This is a genomic window from Streptomyces sp. CBMA123, from assembly GCF_014596465.1.
Lineage (GTDB): Bacteria > Actinomycetota > Actinomycetes > Streptomycetales > Streptomycetaceae > Kitasatospora.
In genome coordinates, this window is the sequence record NZ_MECK01000235.1 from 1 (window position 1) to 16,738 (window position 16,738).

The 16,738-nt window shown below is 70.8% G+C and carries 14 protein-coding genes and 2 pseudogenes; 6 read left to right on the forward strand and 10 right to left on the reverse strand.

Annotated elements, in window-relative coordinates; all coding sequences use genetic code 11:
• From BG452_RS24550 to BG452_RS24570, 5 genes are all read right to left on the reverse strand, one after another.
• On the reverse strand, positions 1–1,463 hold a 1,463-nt coding region (locus BG452_RS24550; protein WP_188306531.1), incomplete at its 3' end, for a copper resistance CopC/CopD family protein.
• A gap of 13 nt (positions 1,464–1,476) precedes the next feature.
• Complete coding sequence (locus tag BG452_RS24555; RefSeq protein ID WP_317621207.1) at positions 1,477–2,007, reverse strand: copper chaperone PCu(A)C; 531 nt, start codon at positions 2,005–2,007, stop codon at positions 1,477–1,479.
• On the reverse strand, positions 2,004–2,681 hold the full coding sequence (locus BG452_RS24560) for an SCO family protein (protein ID WP_188306532.1): 678 nt from the start codon (positions 2,679–2,681) through the stop codon (positions 2,004–2,006). Before BG452_RS24560 ends, BG452_RS24555 begins: the two co-directional genes overlap by 4 nt.
• 82 nt (positions 2,682–2,763) lie before the next feature.
• Positions 2,764–3,522, reverse strand: a complete 759-nt coding sequence (locus BG452_RS24565) for a YcnI family protein (protein WP_188306533.1) — start codon at positions 3,520–3,522, stop codon at positions 2,764–2,766.
• A 203-nt stretch (positions 3,523–3,725) separates the two neighbouring features.
• A complete protein-coding gene (locus BG452_RS24570; protein ID WP_223242677.1) occupies positions 3,726–4,535 on the reverse strand; it encodes a hypothetical protein in 810 nt (269 codons plus the stop codon).
• A 229-nt stretch (positions 4,536–4,764) separates the two neighbouring features.
• Here BG452_RS24570 and BG452_RS24575 point away from each other — a divergent pair, with 229 nt between their 5' ends.
• Positions 4,765–5,391 carry an ATP-binding protein gene (locus BG452_RS24575; protein ID WP_188306534.1) on the forward strand — a complete coding sequence of 209 codons (627 nt, stop codon included), beginning with the start codon at positions 4,765–4,767 and terminating at the stop codon, positions 5,389–5,391.
• 71 nt (positions 5,392–5,462) lie between these two features.
• Here BG452_RS24575 and BG452_RS24580 read toward each other — a convergent pair whose 3' ends face one another.
• A complete protein-coding gene (locus tag BG452_RS24580) occupies positions 5,463–6,758 on the reverse strand; it encodes a tyrosine-type recombinase/integrase (protein WP_188306535.1) in 1,296 nt (431 codons plus the stop codon).
• A gap of 652 nt (positions 6,759–7,410) precedes the next feature.
• On the opposite strand from BG452_RS24580, the gene BG452_RS45940 reads away from it, so the two are divergent.
• The 5 genes and pseudogenes from BG452_RS45940 to BG452_RS24605 all read left to right on the forward strand — a co-directional run bounded on the left by BG452_RS45940 (position 7,411) and on the right by BG452_RS24605 (position 12,773).
• Entirely contained in the window at positions 7,411–7,629 is a 219-nt protein-coding gene (locus BG452_RS45940; RefSeq protein ID WP_317621208.1) for a helix-turn-helix domain-containing protein, read from the forward strand.
• A 127-nt stretch (positions 7,630–7,756) separates the two neighbouring features.
• Entirely contained in the window at positions 7,757–9,256 is a 1,500-nt protein-coding gene (locus BG452_RS24590; RefSeq protein ID WP_317621209.1) for a DUF3631 domain-containing protein, read from the forward strand.
• A 364-nt stretch (positions 9,257–9,620) separates the two neighbouring features.
• The gene (mobC, locus tag BG452_RS47770) at positions 9,621–10,064 is read left to right on the forward strand and encodes a plasmid mobilization relaxosome protein MobC (RefSeq protein WP_188306536.1); all 444 of its coding nucleotides are present in this window, start codon (positions 9,621–9,623) and stop codon (positions 10,062–10,064) included.
• A gap of 103 nt (positions 10,065–10,167) precedes the next feature.
• A complete protein-coding gene (locus BG452_RS24600) occupies positions 10,168–11,751 on the forward strand; it encodes a relaxase/mobilization nuclease domain-containing protein (RefSeq protein ID WP_223242679.1) in 1,584 nt (527 codons plus the stop codon).
• Positions 11,752–11,932: 181 nt separating this feature from the next.
• Positions 11,933–12,773: pseudogene (locus tag BG452_RS24605) on the forward strand (IS5 family transposase).
• Here BG452_RS24605 and BG452_RS24610 read toward each other — a convergent pair.
• From BG452_RS24610 to BG452_RS24625, 4 genes and pseudogenes are all read right to left on the reverse strand, one after another.
• Complete coding sequence (locus BG452_RS24610) at positions 12,765–13,802, reverse strand: RelA/SpoT domain-containing protein (RefSeq protein WP_188306537.1); 1,038 nt, start codon at positions 13,800–13,802, stop codon at positions 12,765–12,767. The pseudogene BG452_RS24605 and the gene BG452_RS24610 sit on opposite strands and share 9 nt — an antisense overlap.
• A gap of 355 nt (positions 13,803–14,157) precedes the next feature.
• Positions 14,158–14,376 (reverse strand): annotated as a pseudogene (locus BG452_RS24615) (transposase); the annotation flags it as partial.
• A gap of 32 nt (positions 14,377–14,408) precedes the next feature.
• On the reverse strand, positions 14,409–15,374 hold the full coding sequence (locus tag BG452_RS24620; protein ID WP_188306538.1) for a hypothetical protein: 966 nt from the start codon (positions 15,372–15,374) through the stop codon (positions 14,409–14,411).
• Positions 15,375–15,678: 304 nt separating this feature from the next.
• Positions 15,679–16,653 carry a hypothetical protein gene (locus BG452_RS24625; protein ID WP_188306539.1) on the reverse strand — a complete coding sequence of 325 codons (975 nt, stop codon included), beginning with the start codon at positions 16,651–16,653 and terminating at the stop codon, positions 15,679–15,681.
• Positions 16,654–16,738 lie beyond the last annotated feature (85 nt).

Sequence of the window (16,738 nt, forward strand, 5' to 3'; positions counted from 1 at the left end):
GCCCGTCGGACCGGGTCCTCGCCGTGCGCCGCGGCGCCGACCGGCTCGGGCACCTCGGCCCGTTCGACCTCCGCCGCCTCGGCCGGGGCCGAGCGCAGCCGGGCCAGCCAGCCGCGGGAGATCCAGGCGACGCCCAGCATCACGACCACGCAGCCGGACTTCACCAGCAGCAGCTTCCCGTACTCGGTGCCGGTCAGCGCGCCCCAGCTGCCCAGGCCCCGCCAGGACTGGTAGATGCCGGTGCCGGCCAGCACGGCCACCGAACCGAAGGCGATCTTCGAGAAGCGGTCCACCACCTCGGCGCCGACGCCCTCGCGCAGCGCGACCAGCAGCGAGGCCAGGCCGCCCAGCCAGAGCGCCATCGCGATCAGGTGCAGGATGCCGAACGGCAGCGCCAGCCAGACCTGGATGCCCACCGAGGCGTGGTCGGCGCCGACCCAGGTCGCCGAGAGCGCCACGGCCAGCACCAGTCCGGCCACGCCCAGGCCGAGCCGGGCCTCGCGCTGCGGCCGCTCGGCGGCCCGCTGCTCCAGCGCGCGCAGTTCGGCGGCCTCGGCGTCCTCGCCCCGGTCCTCCTGCTCGTCCACCACCGCGGCCACCGGCCTCGGCGGCTGCCCCAGCTGCCCGACCAGCAGCGACAGGAAGATCCCGGCCGCCGCGAGCAGCAGCAGCCGGGCGGCCAGCGCGGTGCCGATCCGCTCGTCCAGGGTGGCGCGCACCAGCGACAGGTCGAGGGCCTGCCCGATGCCCGAGCCGCGCTCGTACGGGCCGCGCAGCATCAGCACCGCGACGGTCGAGGCCAGCAGCGCCGTCCAGCCGGTCATCAGCAGCCGCTGCACCGGACGCCGGGCGGCGCCGGCCGGCCAGCAGACCAGCACGAAGGCGGCGACCCCGGCGAGCAGTGCGAACGCCGCGTAGGCGACGGTGCGCCCGGTCCCGTACAGGGCGGCGACCAGGGTGTCGGCCTTGGCGCCCTGGAGCGCGGTGGTGGACACCGAGGTGTCCGAGGGCGCGCCGATGGAGAAGGTGAACGCCCCGCCGACCGGGTGCGAGTCCTCCGAGACGGCCCGCCAGGCGACGGTGTACGTGCCGTTGGCGAGCCCGCTGTTCAGGCCGACCCGGGCGGTGTTGCCCTTGCCGTCGGCGTGCGCCGGGTTGCCTGTGTCCACGGCCTTGCCGGCCGGGTCGAGCACCCGGACCGAGTCCCCGGACAGCGAGACGCTCTCGCTGAAGGTCAGCGTCACCGCCGGCGGGGCGGTGGCGACCACCGAGTTCTGCGCCGGGTCGGTGGCGTCCAGGGTGGCGTGCGCGGAGGCCGGCGCGGCGCCGGCGAGCATCAGCGCGAGCAGCGCGCCGAGCGTCCCCAGCGCGGCGGCGACGCGCCGGGGGACGCTCCGGTGGCGAGCGGTCGGGGGCTGAACGGTCCGGGGGCGGGCGGTTCGGCGGTGGGCGGCCTTCTCCATGCTGGCGGGTCCCCTAACTCTGGCCTGGGCGGTAGGTGAGCTCCTTGACCGGCACCTTGACGGAGATGGTGCCGGACTTGGCGAAGGTCAGGTCGAGCTCCAGCTCGTCGCCCAGGGCGGGGGCCTTCTGCCAGTCCATGATCATCAGATGGGTGCCGCCGCGGGTGAGCTGCAGCGCGCCGTGCGCGGGCACGTCCAGACTGTTCACCTGCTCCATGGTCGAGGCGGTCGAGCGGTGCATGGTGACCGACCCGGCGGCCGGGCTGGTCACCTTGAGCAGCTGGTCCGGCCCGCCGTCGTTGCGCACGGTCAGGTAGCCGGCGCCCATCCCGCCGGCCGGGGGCAGCGGGATGTAGGAGTCGGCCACGCTCAGCTTCGCCGGACCGGCGTCCGCCGACGTGCCGCCCTGGCCGCCCGTCCCGCAGGCCGCGAGTATCGCCCCGCCGCCGAGGACCGTCGCCAGCACCGCGCCGGCCAGCGCCGAGCGGCGGAACCGCCGGTTCCCCGGACTCCTCCCGTCGGTGGGCTCGCTTCGCTCGCTCACGCCGCGACCCCCTTGGCGAGCAGCGGCAGGTCGTGCTCGTAGGTCTTCTCCTCGGTGCCGCTCATGTAGAGGACGTGCGCCTTGTCGTCCGAGGGGAGGAAGGCCAGCACCTGGGCGCCGTGGGTGGAGGTGACGGTGCCGTCCGCGTTGACCACCGGGTCCTCGATCATGATTCCGAGCGACCTGGCGGCGGTCTTCACCTTCGCCAGGTCCCCGGTGAGGCCTATGAAGTCGGTGCCCATCGAGTCCAGCCAGGTGCGCAGCACCTTGGGGGTGTCGCGCTGGGGGTCGGTGGAGACGAAGACGACGTTGACCTTCTTCCGGTCCTCCGCGGAGAGCGCCTTCATCGCCACGCCGATGTCGCCCATGGTGGTCGGGCAGACGTCCGGGCAGCTGGTGTAGCCGAAGAACAGCAGGGTGGCCTTGCCGTTGGTCTGCTGCCGCAGGTCGTACGGCTGGCCGGAGGTGTCGGTCAGCTGGAGGTCCGGCTTCTCGAAGTTCTTCGCCAGCTTGGTGCCCTGGTACGGGGTGTCCTCCTTCTGCTGGACGACCTTGGCGGCGGAGGAGTCGCCGCCGGAGGAGCCGCAGGCGGACAGGGTCAGCGCGGCGGCCAGGGCGAGCGCGGCGGCGCCGGCCAGCCGGGCGGTGCGGGACGGGCGGGTGGTTCGGGGCATGGTGGATCCGATCAGGCGCGATGGACCGCCGGCGGGGCCGTACCCGGTACGGGTGCGGGGTACGGCCCCGCCGGCGCGGGGGTCAGGAGGCGGAGCCGCTGTTCTTCCGGCGCAGGCCGAGCACGCCGACGGCGGTGCCGATCACGCCGACCACGATGCCGACCACGCCAAGGGTGCGGGCGGTGCTGTCGCTGGACTTGCCGTCGTCGGCGGCGGAGGCGGCGTGGTCGGAGCTGTCCCCGTGGGCGCCGCCGGCCGGGGAGGCGGAGGCGGTGACGCCGTGGCCGTCACCGGAGGCGGCCTTGGTGAGCTTCAGGGTCGGGGCCGGGTGGGCCGGCTCGGGCTGGCCGGCCTGGGCCTCGTCGATCCAGCGGACGACGTCGCCGTTGTCGTAGGTCTGCAGCGCCTTGAACGCCATGCTGTCGGCGTCGGTCGGCAGCGGGCCGAGCGAGACCCGGAACTCCTGGAACTGGCCGGGGGCGATCTTGGTGCCCGGGTCGGCGGTCCAGGTGATCTTGGAGGCGGCCTCGTTGACGTCGCTGCCGTGCACCTTGATCGGCTTGTCGAGCTTGGCCTTCTCGACGGTCGCCGTCCAGCCCGTCATCGGCAGGGTCCGGACGGACGCCAGCGGGTGGTCCAGCGGCAGGTTGACCTCCAGCTTCACCGTGCTCGCCGTGTCGCTCTCGTTCGGCACCTGGAAGTTCACGGCCGTGTAGCCGCCCTGGGCGGCCGTACCCGGGTTCACGGTGACGTGCGCGAAGGCCGGGCCGGCCAGCGCCACCACCGAGGCGGCGGCGGTCATGGCGACAGCGGCGATACGACGGGTGGGAAGGGAACGCATGATGGGGGTCTCCGATCGGAGCTGGGCGGCCGGCCGCACCGGGCAACGGGGGAACCGTGCCTCGGCGGCGCCGCACGCGCGGACGTGAGTGGGGGCAGAGCCAGGGGCCGCCGTCGCCGTGGGCGGACGGGAACGACCCGGACACCGCGCACCTCACCGGCACGCCACCGGCACCCCACCTCGGGGCGCGCGGAAACACCGGATCAGTACGCGAAGGCCCCGCACGGCGGACCGCGCCGCACCACGCTGTGCCGCAGCACCGCACCCGCGGAGAGCCGGCTCCCGCCGCCCCCCGCACCGAACCGGCGGACCGGACCGGCCGCGCCGGACAGACCGCGCAGCAACACGGCCACCAGCACCAGCGCCCACCGCAGCGGCGTCGCCCAGTGCTCCCGGGCCGCCGACGCGGCCACCCGCACCAGCCGCCACAGCGCCGCCTCGCCGCGCCGCAGCCACCAGCCCGCCACCAGCGCGGCGGCCAGGTGCCCGGCCAGCATCGACGGCGTCATCCCCAGCACGCCGCCCTGCCACCACGGCGCGGCGGCGTACGCGTGCGGATCCAGCCCCGCCGAGGACACCAGCTGCTCCGGCGAGGCGCCGCCCGGCAGACCGACCAGCGTGCCCGGACGCGCCTCGTTGCAGATCAGCCGGCCGGCCGCCTGCGGCATCGTCATCGCACCGTGGTCCATGCCCGCGAAGCCGTGGCCGCCGAGACCGTGGAACAGGCAGTGCAGCCCCAGCTGCCCGGCGCCCAGCGCCCCGGCGATGGCCGCCAGCGAACGCTCCCGTCCACCGCACGCCACCGCGAGCACCAGCACCGCGGCGAAACCCGTCGCCAACGCGGCCGGCGGCACGTTCCCGCCACCCGCCAGCGCGTGCCCGGCGGCCGCTATCAGCGTGCACACCACCGCGAACGGGACCGCCCGGGCAAGCCGCAGGTCCCAGGCGGCGGCCCCCACCGGCCGAGCCGGTACAGGGGTGCCCTGGAACGGGGTGGCGGGGAGGGCAGTCATGGCCGGGACATCATCTCATCGCGTACACCGCCGACACGGGCAGGGTGGGAAATCCCTACGAATGCCCCGTTCGGCCGCGGCGCGCACCCCGCGGCATGCGCCCTTCGGCACAGACCCCGTCCCCAGTCCATCCGCCGAACGGGCGGTAGCCGCCCCCGGGCACGGTTCACCGCCGAATCGCCCGGAGATACCTAGTTGTATGTGGAGCCGCAGCCAGGAGGGACCTCCCGTGGACATCTGGTGGACTCTGCACCTCAAGCGCGACCCGGCCAGCGTCCCGCTGGCCCGTCGCATCCTGCTCGGTGCGATGGCGACCGCGGGCGTCGACCCGCAGATCGCCGACGACCTCGGCGTCGCCATCACCGAGGCCTGCGCCAACGCCGTCGAGCACGGCGCCACCGGCCGACCCGACGACGGCTTCCAGGTCACCGCCTCCATCAACGGCGACCGCCTGCGGATCGAGGTCACCGACTCCGGCCCCGGCCTGCCCGCCCCCAGCGCCCCGCCCGCCCGCCGCCCGGTCACCCACCCCGCCGCCGCCGGCCGCGGGCCCCGCCGCTCCCGCCGCTCCCGCGCCACTGTCCCGGCCCGCGTCCTCACCGCCCACCGCCCCCGCCGCGACGGCCACCCGTACGACACCCACGTCCTCCCCCACCGCGCCCCGGCCCCCAGCCTCCGCCCGGTCGACCTGGACACCCTCCCCGACCTCACCGCCGAATCCGGCCGCGGCCTCTTCCTCATCCACGCCCTCACCGACCACGTCCAGCTCCGCAACCACCCGCTCCGCGGGGCCATCGTGAGCTTCGACAAGATCCTCAAGTGGCAGGACGGCGCCCTCCTCCGCGCGGCGTCGTAGGGGGTGTGGCTCTCTGACCTGCACGAATGGCCTCTTCCTGGGCCCAGGTCGCGGCGAACGCGAGGCCGGGATCAGGCTGCCAGGGCACACGTGGGGCACATGCCCTCGGATTTCGGCGCGTGGTGCCCCGCCTTCGCACCAGGAAGCACCCGGTCGATTGCGGAGCGGGTCCGCGACTCACTCGTCGGCATCAGGTGGGTGTAGGTCCGGAGCGTGAAGCCCGGGTCGCTGTGGCCGAGGTAGGCCGCGAGCGCCTTGATCGTCTCTCCGGCATCCAGCAGCACCGAGGCGTAGGCATGCCGCAGGGCGTGCATGCCGTCGTCCGGGGCCGCCTGGAAGTACTTCGCCCCCTTCTCGCGCGGCGGGATCACCCCGGCCGCGACGAGCGCGAGCTTCCATGCGCCCGCGTTGAAGACGCTGCGGTGGTACGGCTTGGAACTGTCGTCGGTGAAGAGCAGGTTCGTCGTGTGGTCGTCGCCATCGGCGAGACGCCAGGGGAGGGTGACCCGGGTCGGCGGGAACTTCTTCATGTGGGCCTTGAGCGCCCTCGCCAGTCCATCGGGCAGTGGGACCTGTCGGACCTTGCCGCCCTTCGGCAGTGCGAACACCATCGTCTTGGCCACGAAGCGCACCTGCCGACGTACCGTCACCATGCGGCGGCGGAAGTCGATGTCGTCGACGGCGAGAGCGAAGACCTCGCCCTGTCGGAGCCCGCAGCCGAACGCGACAGAGCCGCCGGCCTGGAAGCGCTCCGGCAGGCCGTTGATGACCGCGTGGACGCGCTCCACGGACCACGGCACGACCGGCTCTTTCTCCACCTTCGGGAAGCTCACCGACTTCGCCCGGCAGGGGTTGGTAGCGATCGCGCCGTCGTCAACTGCCGCATCCAGCATCATGATCAGGATGGAGCCGTACCAACCGATGCTGGACGGCGCGAACCCTTCGTCCTGAAGTCGCCTTATCCAGCGCTTGATCGTGGTCGGCTTGAGTGCCCGGAGCTCCAACTTCCCCAGGCGGGCCACGATGTGGTTGCGCACCACGCCGTCGTAGCGCTCCAGGGTGGTCGGGCCAGGAGTGGCGGCCTCCAGCCACGTCTCGGCGTACGCGGCCACGGTCGTCTTCCCGGCGTTCGGGTCGATGTAGGTGCCGTCCTTGAGCGTGACCTTGAGGTCGGCGGCGCGATCGTCGGCCTTCGTCTTGAGCTCGAAGTCCTCCTTGCGCTGGACGTCGTCAGGGTCGCGGTAGCGAACCTGCCAGCGCTTGCCCTTGCCGTGGTCGGCGCTCGGGTACTTGCCCTTGTGCTCGCGGCAGGGCTTGTCGGTCGGGCGGGGGTAGGTCTTGTGCCAGGTGTCGTAGACGGTGGTCATTCGGCTCCTTCGGTCGGAGGCATGGAGATACGCGGCCGGTGGGCGGCGGTGGGGTAATGGGGGGATTTTCCTCGCGGGAGAACCGCAGATCCGATAAGCCGCGATCAGCGCTGGCTTCGGGCGGGTGTTGGATATTCATCGACCAGCGGGAGTTTGTCAAATGGACGGTGCTCGATCGTCCCGTCAGTGGCCGATAGTGCCAAATAGTGTCAGATAGTCCCAGGAAATCCGCGAGCCTTCGCGAGGGGTCATGTGGCGGTGGCCTGGGTCACGTGCCCTCGCTGTGGGGGCTGCTGCCGGTGGCTCAAGCACGCTGCTCTGGCGCGCTCATCAAGATCTTTTCCGTGATCTTCCCGAAGTCCTTGCACGGAAGATATCCCGCCTCCTACGGTCTTAATGGGCGCCGTCACCTGCGGTCGACGACTTCGTGCACCCAGCCATGGTGGGCGATTCTCGGTCCGTTTTAGGTTCCGAGCCGCAGGCCGGTCATACTCGCCCGGATCACGTTTCACAGGAGACTCCCGCGAGGGGGTCTGGCCGCTTTTTTGAAATCGGCCGACCTCCTGCTGAACTTCCACCGCTCACCCGAGCAGGCGGCCCGAAAGGGATCGCCTATTTCGGTCTGCCCTTGTTCCCTGCCCACCGGAGATCCGTGACCAAGCCCTTCCGCACCACCACGACCGACCGCCGCCCGCTGGCCACCGCCCAGGAGCTCGCCGACCACCTTCAGGTGCCCCTCGACACCATCTACGGGTGGAAGCACCGGGGCCAAGGCCCGAAGGCGATCAAGATCGGCCGGCACCTGCGCTACCGCTGGACCGAGGTCGAGGCATGGCTGGACAACCTGAGCGCAGGCCGCGCCGCCGCCTGAGCACCGCCTGCACGGTCAGCTTCCGCCCCCCGTCGCCCAGCGCGTGGGCCGTACGTCCCTTCCTCACATCACCGCTCAACTCGGCGGTCCCGTACTCCATGGTCCGGGACCGCAGTTAGGAGACTCCTTGGAGAGCATGTCCTCCACACCTTCGACGGGACCGGTGTCGGTCCCGGAATTTGCGGACGGTCCCGGTCCGTCCGCTGCGGACGGACCGGACACGGGGGCCGAACCCGGGGACGGTCCGCAGCCTGTGGCGGAACACGGGGACCGGTCCCGGACCATCTCGGCGGAGGGTGGTCCGCAGGCGCGGACCGAGCGGACCGTTCCGCCGGACGGGGACGGACCGGCGGACCAGCCTGCGGGTCCGTCCCGGAACGCCGGTCCGCAGACGGGGACCGTCCGGATCGACGGTCCGGTGACGGGGACCGGTGTTGCGGACGGTCCGGTCCCGTCCGGTCCGGACGACGGTTCGGTCCGGTTCGGTCCGGAGGTGGTCCCGGTGGTCCGCGCCGACCCGGGCGCGGTGCTGCTGGATGAGCTGCGGTCCACGCTCGCCCGGTTCGTGGTGCTGCCGTCCCGGCACGCGCTGGATGCGGTGACGCTGTGGGTGGCTGCCACGCACGGACAGCCGGCGTGGCAGCACGCGCCCCGGCTGGCTGTGGTCGGTCCGGCGAAGCGCTGCGGCAAGTCGCGGCTGCTGGACATCGTCACCGAGACGGTCCACGACCCGCTCATCACGGTGAACGCCAGCCTGCCCGCCGTCTTCCGCTCGATCACCGAGGACCCGCCGACCCTGCTTGTCGATGAGGCCGACACGCTGTTCGGCACGTCGAAGGCCGCCGAGCGGAACGAGGAGTTGCGTGGGGTGCTGAACGCCGGTCACCAGCGCAACCGCCCGGCGGTCCGCATGGTCGGCAACGGACCGGACATGAGGCCGGGCAAGTTCCCGACCTTCGCGATGGCCGCCCTGGCGGGGATCGGCAACCTTCCGGACACGATCATGGACCGCTCGGTGGTCGTCCGGATGCGCCGCCGTGCACCGGGTGAGACTGTGCAGCCGTTTCGCTCGGCCCTCGACACCAAACCGCTCCACGACTTGCGCGACCGCGTCGCCGACTGGCTCCGCCCGCTGCTGCCGAAGGCGGTGGGGATGCTGCCCGCCATGCCGGTGACCGATCGTGCCGCCGATACGTGGGAGCCGCTGGTGATCGTCGCTGACCTGGCTGGCGGTCACTGGCCCGCCACCGCACGCGCCGCGTGCGCGGCGATGTGTGCCCACGAGGCCGGGCTGGACGGCGACGGGGACGGTGCCAAGATCCGGATCCTGCAGGACATCCGGACCGTGTTCACCGCCCTCGGTGATCCGTCCGCGCTCGCGACCGCCACACTCCTCGCCCAGCTGCGGGCGTTGGAGGAGGCACCATGGGCGGGGTTCGGCGTCAGTGGTCTGACCGCGCGCGGACTTCAGCTCCTGCTCAAGGACTTCGGCGTCTCCTCGTCCAACATCCGCTTCCCCGACTTCCGGCAGGCCAAGGGCTTCGTCCGGAACGACTTCCTCGACCCGTGGCGACGCTACTGCCCCGAGCCCGCACTGCCGCAGGCCGAAGGAGACAGCGCGGCCTGACCCAGCCCCGCTGAGCCCGTCCCACTCGTCCCACCCTCTGCGCTCTCGCGCCCGTCCGGCCTGCCCGGGGACGAGTGCGACGAGTGCAACCGGTCCGCCGGTACCCGCCGCCCCTGGCCCCCGAACGGGCCCGGGGCGGCACCCCGACCACCTCCCGACTCGTAAGGACCCATGAGTGCACCGAGACACCGACCCGACCATCGACGTCAACTCCCCATCGCAGCAAGGAGCCGAGGGCCACATGGCAGCAAGTTGGGCCGTGTGGAATCCACACGGCGCCGTCGCCCCCACGGGGGCGACGGCCGTCGCCGTTTCCGCCCCGGGGGTGGCGGAAGCGGCGACCGGTTCCGGCCCAGGGGCGCCGGTGGAAGATGTGCCGCAGCCGGTCGGTTCCGTCAGCCGCGCCGAGCGCGATCCGGGCGTCCTGCCCGAGATTCGGCACCGCCAGTACCTGAAGATTCGCCGCCGCAACCGCTGCCATCCGGTCTTCAGTGACGAGGAATGGGCTGACGTCCAGGCCGCTGCTTCGGCGAGCGGCCTCAAGCCCGGCGGCTACGCCGCCGCCGTCACCGTGGCCGCAGCCCGCAGCGACAACCCCGAGGCCGCCGTCGCCGACATCCGCCGCCTCCTGGAGGAGCTGATGGAGGCCGACCGGCAGGCCGCCGCCATCGGCAACAACCTCAACCAGATCGCCCACAACCTGTGGGTCGGCGGCACACCCCCGCCCCACCTGCAGCACGTCTTCGACCGCGTCGTGCAGACCCTGGAGGGCATCGACACGGCCGCCGCCTCGATCATCGGAAGGTGAACGCGAGCTGATCCCCAGCATCGACCACAACCCCGGCGGCACCTACGCCCTCATCCAGTACCTCTACGGGCCGGGCAGGGCCGACGAGCACGAGGACCCACACATGATCGCCTCGTGGAACGGCTTCGCCCCCGACCCCGCCCCAGACCGCAAGCGCGGCCCCAGGGACACCATCGCCAAACTCGCCGCCCAACTCGACCTGCCCGTCAACGCCCTTGGGCCCGAGAACCGGCCGCCCACGACCGTATGGCACTGCTCCGTGCGGGCGGCACCCGAGGACCGCATCCTCTCCGACACCGAGTGGGCCGCCATCGCCCGGCGCATCCTGCGCGCTACCGGGATCGCCCCCAAGGGCGACACCAAAGCGTGCCGCTGGGTCGCGGTACGGCACAACGCCGACCACATCCACATCGTCGCGACCCTGGTGCGCCAGGACGGTCGCACGCCGGAGAACGGCCGCGACTTCACCCGTGCCCAACGCGAGGCCCGCAAGATCGAAATCGACTACGGCCTCCGGCGGCTCCGACCGGGTGACGGGACCGCCGCCATGCGCCCCACCCAGGCCGAGCAGCACCGCGCCAAGCGACTCGGCCACACCACCACCGCTCGCGAACAGCTCCGGACGAAGGTCCGGCTGGCGGTTGCCGCCTCCAGCAGCGAGGAGCAGTTCTTCCTCGCTCTCGAAGAGTTCGGTGTCCAGGTCAAGCTGCGGCGGCTGCCGTCCGGCGACATCGGGGGCTACAGCGTGACCCTGCCGGGCGAGACGGCATGGTTCAGCGGCAGCAAGCTCGCCCCCGACCTGTCCCTGCCCAAGATCCGCCAGCGCTTTGCCGGCATCGAACCCGCCACCGGCGCCGGTGACCGGGCCGCCGTCTGGCAGCGCGCCGCCCACACCACCGAGGCCGTCCCCCATGCCCTACGCACCAGCGACGACCAGGCTGGCCAAGCCCACATCGCCGCCCTCGGCGAACTCCTCGACATCACCGCCGCCCTCAGCCCGCCCTCGTACCGCCCACAACTCCGAGCCGCCGCAGAGGTGTTCGAACGCGCCAACCGCTCCCGCATCACACCCCACCACCGCAAGGCCGGCGCGCTGCACCGAGTCACCCGCGAACTGCTTTACACCGGCGGCACCAAGGACGGGGAAGCCCTCGCCCTGGTCCTCTTCGTCATCGCCGCTGCGGTGATCGCTGCAGCCGAATGGCATGCCCAGCGCGGCCACCAGCAGCAGGCGGAAGCCGCCTGGCAGACCAGTACCCACCTCAACACGGCCTACCAGCAGGCCGCCTCCCAGCCGCTGGCCGACCTCGCCCACCGCACCCCCGACACCCGCACCCTTAGCCGCTACCAGCACACCGTCCGGACCGTGCTGCCCGACCACGCCAAGAGCATCACCACCGACCCTGCCTGGCCCGCACTCGCCACCGTCCTGGCCGACGCCGAACAAGCCGGCCACGACATGGGCGACACCCTCGCCCAGGCCGCCCAGCCGCATGACCTTGCGGGCGCCAACTCGCCAGCCCAGCACCTCCTGTGGTCCGTGCGGGCGCGCAGTCGCAAGAACGCCACCGGCGAGCGCACCACCGCAGCCCGGACCAAGACCACCGCGGCACGCGCCACCGCCATGCCCGCCGCCCCTGTACCGGCCACCGGCTCGGCCGCGAACGACCCCATCCGCCGACGCTGACCCCAACAAGCGAGAACCCACTGCCCCGCGCCCCGCCAAGCTAGCTGCAGGCCCCAGTCAGCGCAGTCCGGTCCCGCATCGCATCACTAATCACCAACCAGACAGACACATCCGATCAACTGCTCAGCTCACCAAAGGGACACGTCTTACTGATCGTTTCAAAATGAGTTGAGCTGCGCTCTTGCGCTCGGGATCTTGGTCGGCAGGCTGTCCGGGGCGTGTTGATCTTCTACCGGATGACCTATGGGAGCGGGTGGCTCCGCTGCTGCCGCCCGCTCCCGAACGACGCCACCGCCACCCCGGGCGACTACGAGTCCCGGACCGGGCGGCCCTAGCCGGCATCATCTACGTGCTGCGGACCGGTGTCGCCTAACGCGATGTCCCCGCGCAGGCCGTCGGCTGCTCCGGAGTCACGGCCTGGCGCCGGCTGCGGGACTGGACCGAGGCCGGCGTCTGGCCCCGCCTGCACACCGCACTGCTGACCGAACTGCGCCGCGCGGACCTGCTGGACCTGGACGACTGCGCCGTGGACGGCTCGCACGTCCGGGCTCTCAAAGGGGGGATCATGTCGGCCCTTCACCTGTCGATCGCGCCCACCCCGGCTCCAAACACCATGTGATCGTTGACCGTTGCGGAACCCCGCTCGCCGTGACGCTCACCGGAAGCAACCGCCACGATGTCACCCAGCTACTACCCCTGCTGGACGCGATACCGCCGATCCGAGGACTGCGAGGACGCCCGCGCCGCAGCCCCGGAGGCTGTTCGCCGACCGCGGCTACGACTTCGACAAGTACCGCCGCCTGCTGTGGAAGCGCGGCATCAAGCCGATGATCGCCCGACGCGGCGTCGCCCACGGCTCCGGACTCGGCAAGGTCCGCTGGGTCGTAGAGCGCGCCTTCGCCTGGCTCCACCAGTTCAAGCGCCTCCGCACCCGCTACGAGCGACGCGCCGATCTCCACCAGGGACTACTCGACCTTGCCTGCAGCATCATCTGCCTCAGACGCCTTCGAAAGTCATTCTGAAGCGGTCTTTAGGCATGCCACGACGAACTCGGTGAAACGGCCGGTGTCTGCGAAGTAGTTCGGGTACGCGTCGCGCAGCTGGCTGATCCGGGCAATGTTGATGAGCACCGCGTCCAGGTCCTCGTCGTCCAATGCCTCCAACTCGGTGATCCGGGCCTCGGCGGCGGCCAGCGTCTCGTGTACCGTCACTGTGAGCTGTCCCTTGGTCCGCCAGAGCTCGAGGGTCAGGGTGTTCCGGCGGTCTGTCTTGGCGTGCTCGCCCACGATCGCCGCGTAGCCCCGTAGCCGCTCCAGAACGCCGACGTTCGCCTCCAGGCGCGCCAACTCGGCCGCCAACTTCTCCCGCGTCCCCTCTGCGCCGGGTACCGGGATGGTGCCTTCCTCGTATGCCATGAGCGAGCCGACCAGGGCGAAGAACCTGAGCACGTCCGCGTCGCCCTTCCCGTACTTCAGCTCGCTGCCCGAGAACAAATCCATGGTCTCGACGGCGGTCGCCCAGGCGTGCTGGAGCAGCGTGCGCACCTGCAGCTCGATCCGCAAGCCGTGGTATTCCTCTTTTGAGGCTCCGTACTCGTACACCAGGTGAACGCCCCGGTAGCCAGAGTCGCGTGGCCCCGGGTCATCACGTAGGTAGTTGTAGACCTTCTTGACGCGGTTCTTGCTCCGCGGCAAGTCCACCAGGACGCTGACCAACTCGTCTACCTCGGCGACGGTGTCGAAGACCACCCGGCAGCCCCCCAAGTCCTGCATGGTGGTCACGCTCATTGTGGGGTGGCGTTTCAGCTTGTCCAGGATCGTGGGCAGGCGCTTCCGGCGCTCGGCCACGACGGCGTTCGGGTTCACATCGAGCGCTCGCTGCCGTACGGTCATGGTCACCGCGTTCAGAGGAAATGCGTGGGCGAGACGGTAGTTGCTCAGGACGTCCCGCGCCTCCCGGATCTCCTCGGGAGTGCCCGTCCCCTTACCGATCGTCCGGCTCGCGCGTTGGACGCGCTTGTTCGAGTTCTCAGGGACCACCCACTTCTTCATGGTCGCGACCGTACAGGGCCACGCCGACGCCCGCCTACGGTTATCGCCGCGGTCGGCGCGCGGCCCTTTTCGGAGATCGAGGAGACAATCCGGCGGCTACCGGTCGATACGGACGCACGGCAGTCGGGATCTTGGTGAAGCCCGACGCCCGTGCGGGGAAAGACACCAGACTGGCTGGTGTGGTGGTTCACCTCGCTCACCGGGACGAGAAGCTGGGTGCTGCCATTGTGGCGGGCACCGTCGTGCTCCCGCGTCACTCGTGGTCCTCGAGATGCGGGTCAGGGACGAGGGGGTGTTCGCCCAGCTCAACGGCTGCTGAGGCAGCTCTGGGGGAGAAGGAAGGTCGAGGTCCGGAGCCGACGGCCTGCGCGGGGACATCGCGCCAGGCGACACCGGTCCGCAGCACGTAGATGATGCCGGCTAGGGCCGCCCGGTCCGGGACTCGTAGTCGCCCGGGGTGGCGGTGGCGTCGTTCGGGAGCGGGCGGCAGCAGCGGAGCCACCCGCTCCCATAGGTCATCCGGTAGAAGATCAACACGCCCCGGACAGCCTGCCGACCAAGATCCCGAGCGCAAGAGCGCAGCTCAACTCATTTTGAAACGATCAGTTAGGCCACTACGTCGATCCGTTCGCCGCATGCTTTGATGATTGCAGCTAGGTCCTCGTGCACCTGCTTACCGGCATCGGGCTCGCCGGGCATCGCATCGATCGCCGCGAGAACCCGAGCCTCCAGATCGGTGACCACTTCCTCGCGCAGGAACGGCACTCCGAACCGGGGGTACCCGGAGTCGAGCCTGGTGTGAAGGGAACGGGAGAGGGTATCCCAGCTGCGCCGGGCGGCGCTTTGCAGGCTCGTCGCGGGGGCCGCGGGGTCTGCTGCGGCCAGCTCATCAAGGTCCCGGCGCAAGGCCTGCGACGCGGCGTGGACCTGCGTGCAGAGCTTCCGCACCCTCGCGTATACCTTGTGCATGATCACGATGAGGGCGACCGCGAAGGTGACGCCGAGCGACACTGCCTGCGCGGGGTACGCGCTCAGTAGCCGCGGGTAGAAGTACAGGCCGGCGGCCACCACACCGGCCCAGTTGGCGGCAACGCGGACACGAGCCGCGCGCATTATTCGGCCAGGGAGCCTCTCGAAGGGCGCGTCCTTCGGCTCGACGCTGCTCACCCCGCAGGACAGCATGATCCAGATCCAGACCAGCACCCCGGCTGCCAGCTCGAAGTCGCCCGGCTGCGCCGCCCCGTGAATGACTCGCCCGATCGAGAACCTGGCGTGGTGCAGGAAGATCAATGGCACAGCCGCGCCGAGGAGGAGCCGGATGTTGCCGCGTAGGTGGCGCCACTTCGGTGTCCCAAGTCGCACCGCGAGGACGTCCCACAGCGGGAGGGTGTCCACACCCCAGAGGCCGTAGAAAGCGATTGCACCGCCGACGAGGAACAGGAACAGGCCCTGATACCGGTACGGGGTGTTGTAGTAGAGGTTGCCCCAGGTGTTGATGACAGTCCCCACCGGGAAGAGGGTGAGCCGCCAGTACGCCCCCGCCTTTGGGGCGAGACGGTTCCAGATCCGCATGGATGACAGTGTGGGCGTAACTCCCGAGCGTGTCGGCGGATTTGATCCAGTTCAGAGCTTTCCCTCTGCTGGTAGGCGGAGCGCGATCGGCGCTGCCCTTCCCGCAAAAATTCGGTGTGCCCAACTTGAGTCATGAAAGCAGACAGAGGTCAGCTTCGTTGCCCGGCCGGATCGCGGATCCAGGCAGACCTCAAGGGGCACACGGAGACGACCGCCTTGGGTTCCGCGACGGCGGCTTCCCGTCCTCCCTCGCCTACCCCGCCAGGCCCAGGCGGTGACCCTTGACCCTCTCGACGCGGCGGCCCTACTTGCGACGGATCGCTCCAGTGGAGAAGAACTGCACGAGGGCCGCGGCGATGTGTACCGCCGCTATGGCTTCCGTAACCGTTTCCCGGTCCGTTGCATGTTGCTTGCCGTGTCGGCTGGTCTGCCCGCTCCACAGCAGCGACATCATCGATCCCACCATCTCGATTCCGTCCCCCGGGTTCCTGCCCTCGATCTCGAAGAGCAGCTTCTCCTTGAGCTTGGGCAGTTCGCCGATCATCGTGCCGAGCGTCGCCCGGGCGTGGGCCGGCTGCAGCGTCGCTTGCGCCGCGCACTCGACCGCCTTGATCGCCTCGCTGTAGGCCACCACCGGGTCTGGTGTGACCGCGTTGGCCCGGGCGAACGCCTCCTGGAGATGCTCGGACGCCGACCCCCGCTCCGGTCGGCTGCCGTTCGCCACCGCGTCGCGTACGGCGTGCTCAACCCCTGGGTCGATTCGCGCCACCAGGGCCTTGCCGTCCTCGCGGATCGTGTACCGCGAACGCGCGTCGTCGAGAAGCACCTGCAGATCCCGCCGCGTCACGGGCTGCAAGCCGGTCAATGATTCGAGTACGGAGGGCATCAGTGGAATACTCGGCCACGGGCTCGGGGCGGGGTCGGCAGTCAGCAGGTCAAGCAAGGCATCGACGGCTTCGAGCAGCTGTTCCACAGGTGTCCAGTGGGCGAGGCGCTCGGCGTAGTCGACGTGCCTGTCGTTGTACTGATCGTCATCCCGGACCAGCACAAGGTCACAGCGCACCGCAACGCGCCGCGTCGCGTCCCCGTCTTGATGCCAGGCAGCACTGTGCAGCCACTTCCGCAGTGGCATCTCCAACCCGGGGGGGACGCTCACGAGCAACGGAGCGGGCGCGCCGTCGCGGTGGGTGAATGGGGTCCATGGCGCGGTCATCTTCTCACCGTAGGGCCTGGATTCACGGGGGCGCAGCCGGAATTCAACGAGCTGATGATCGAGCATGATGCTCCCTACCGCGCCGCCTCGGGCTGGCGAGGCCATAGACGATCACGCCGACTGGGCAGCAGCTCGCGGTCGTCGCCGCGAG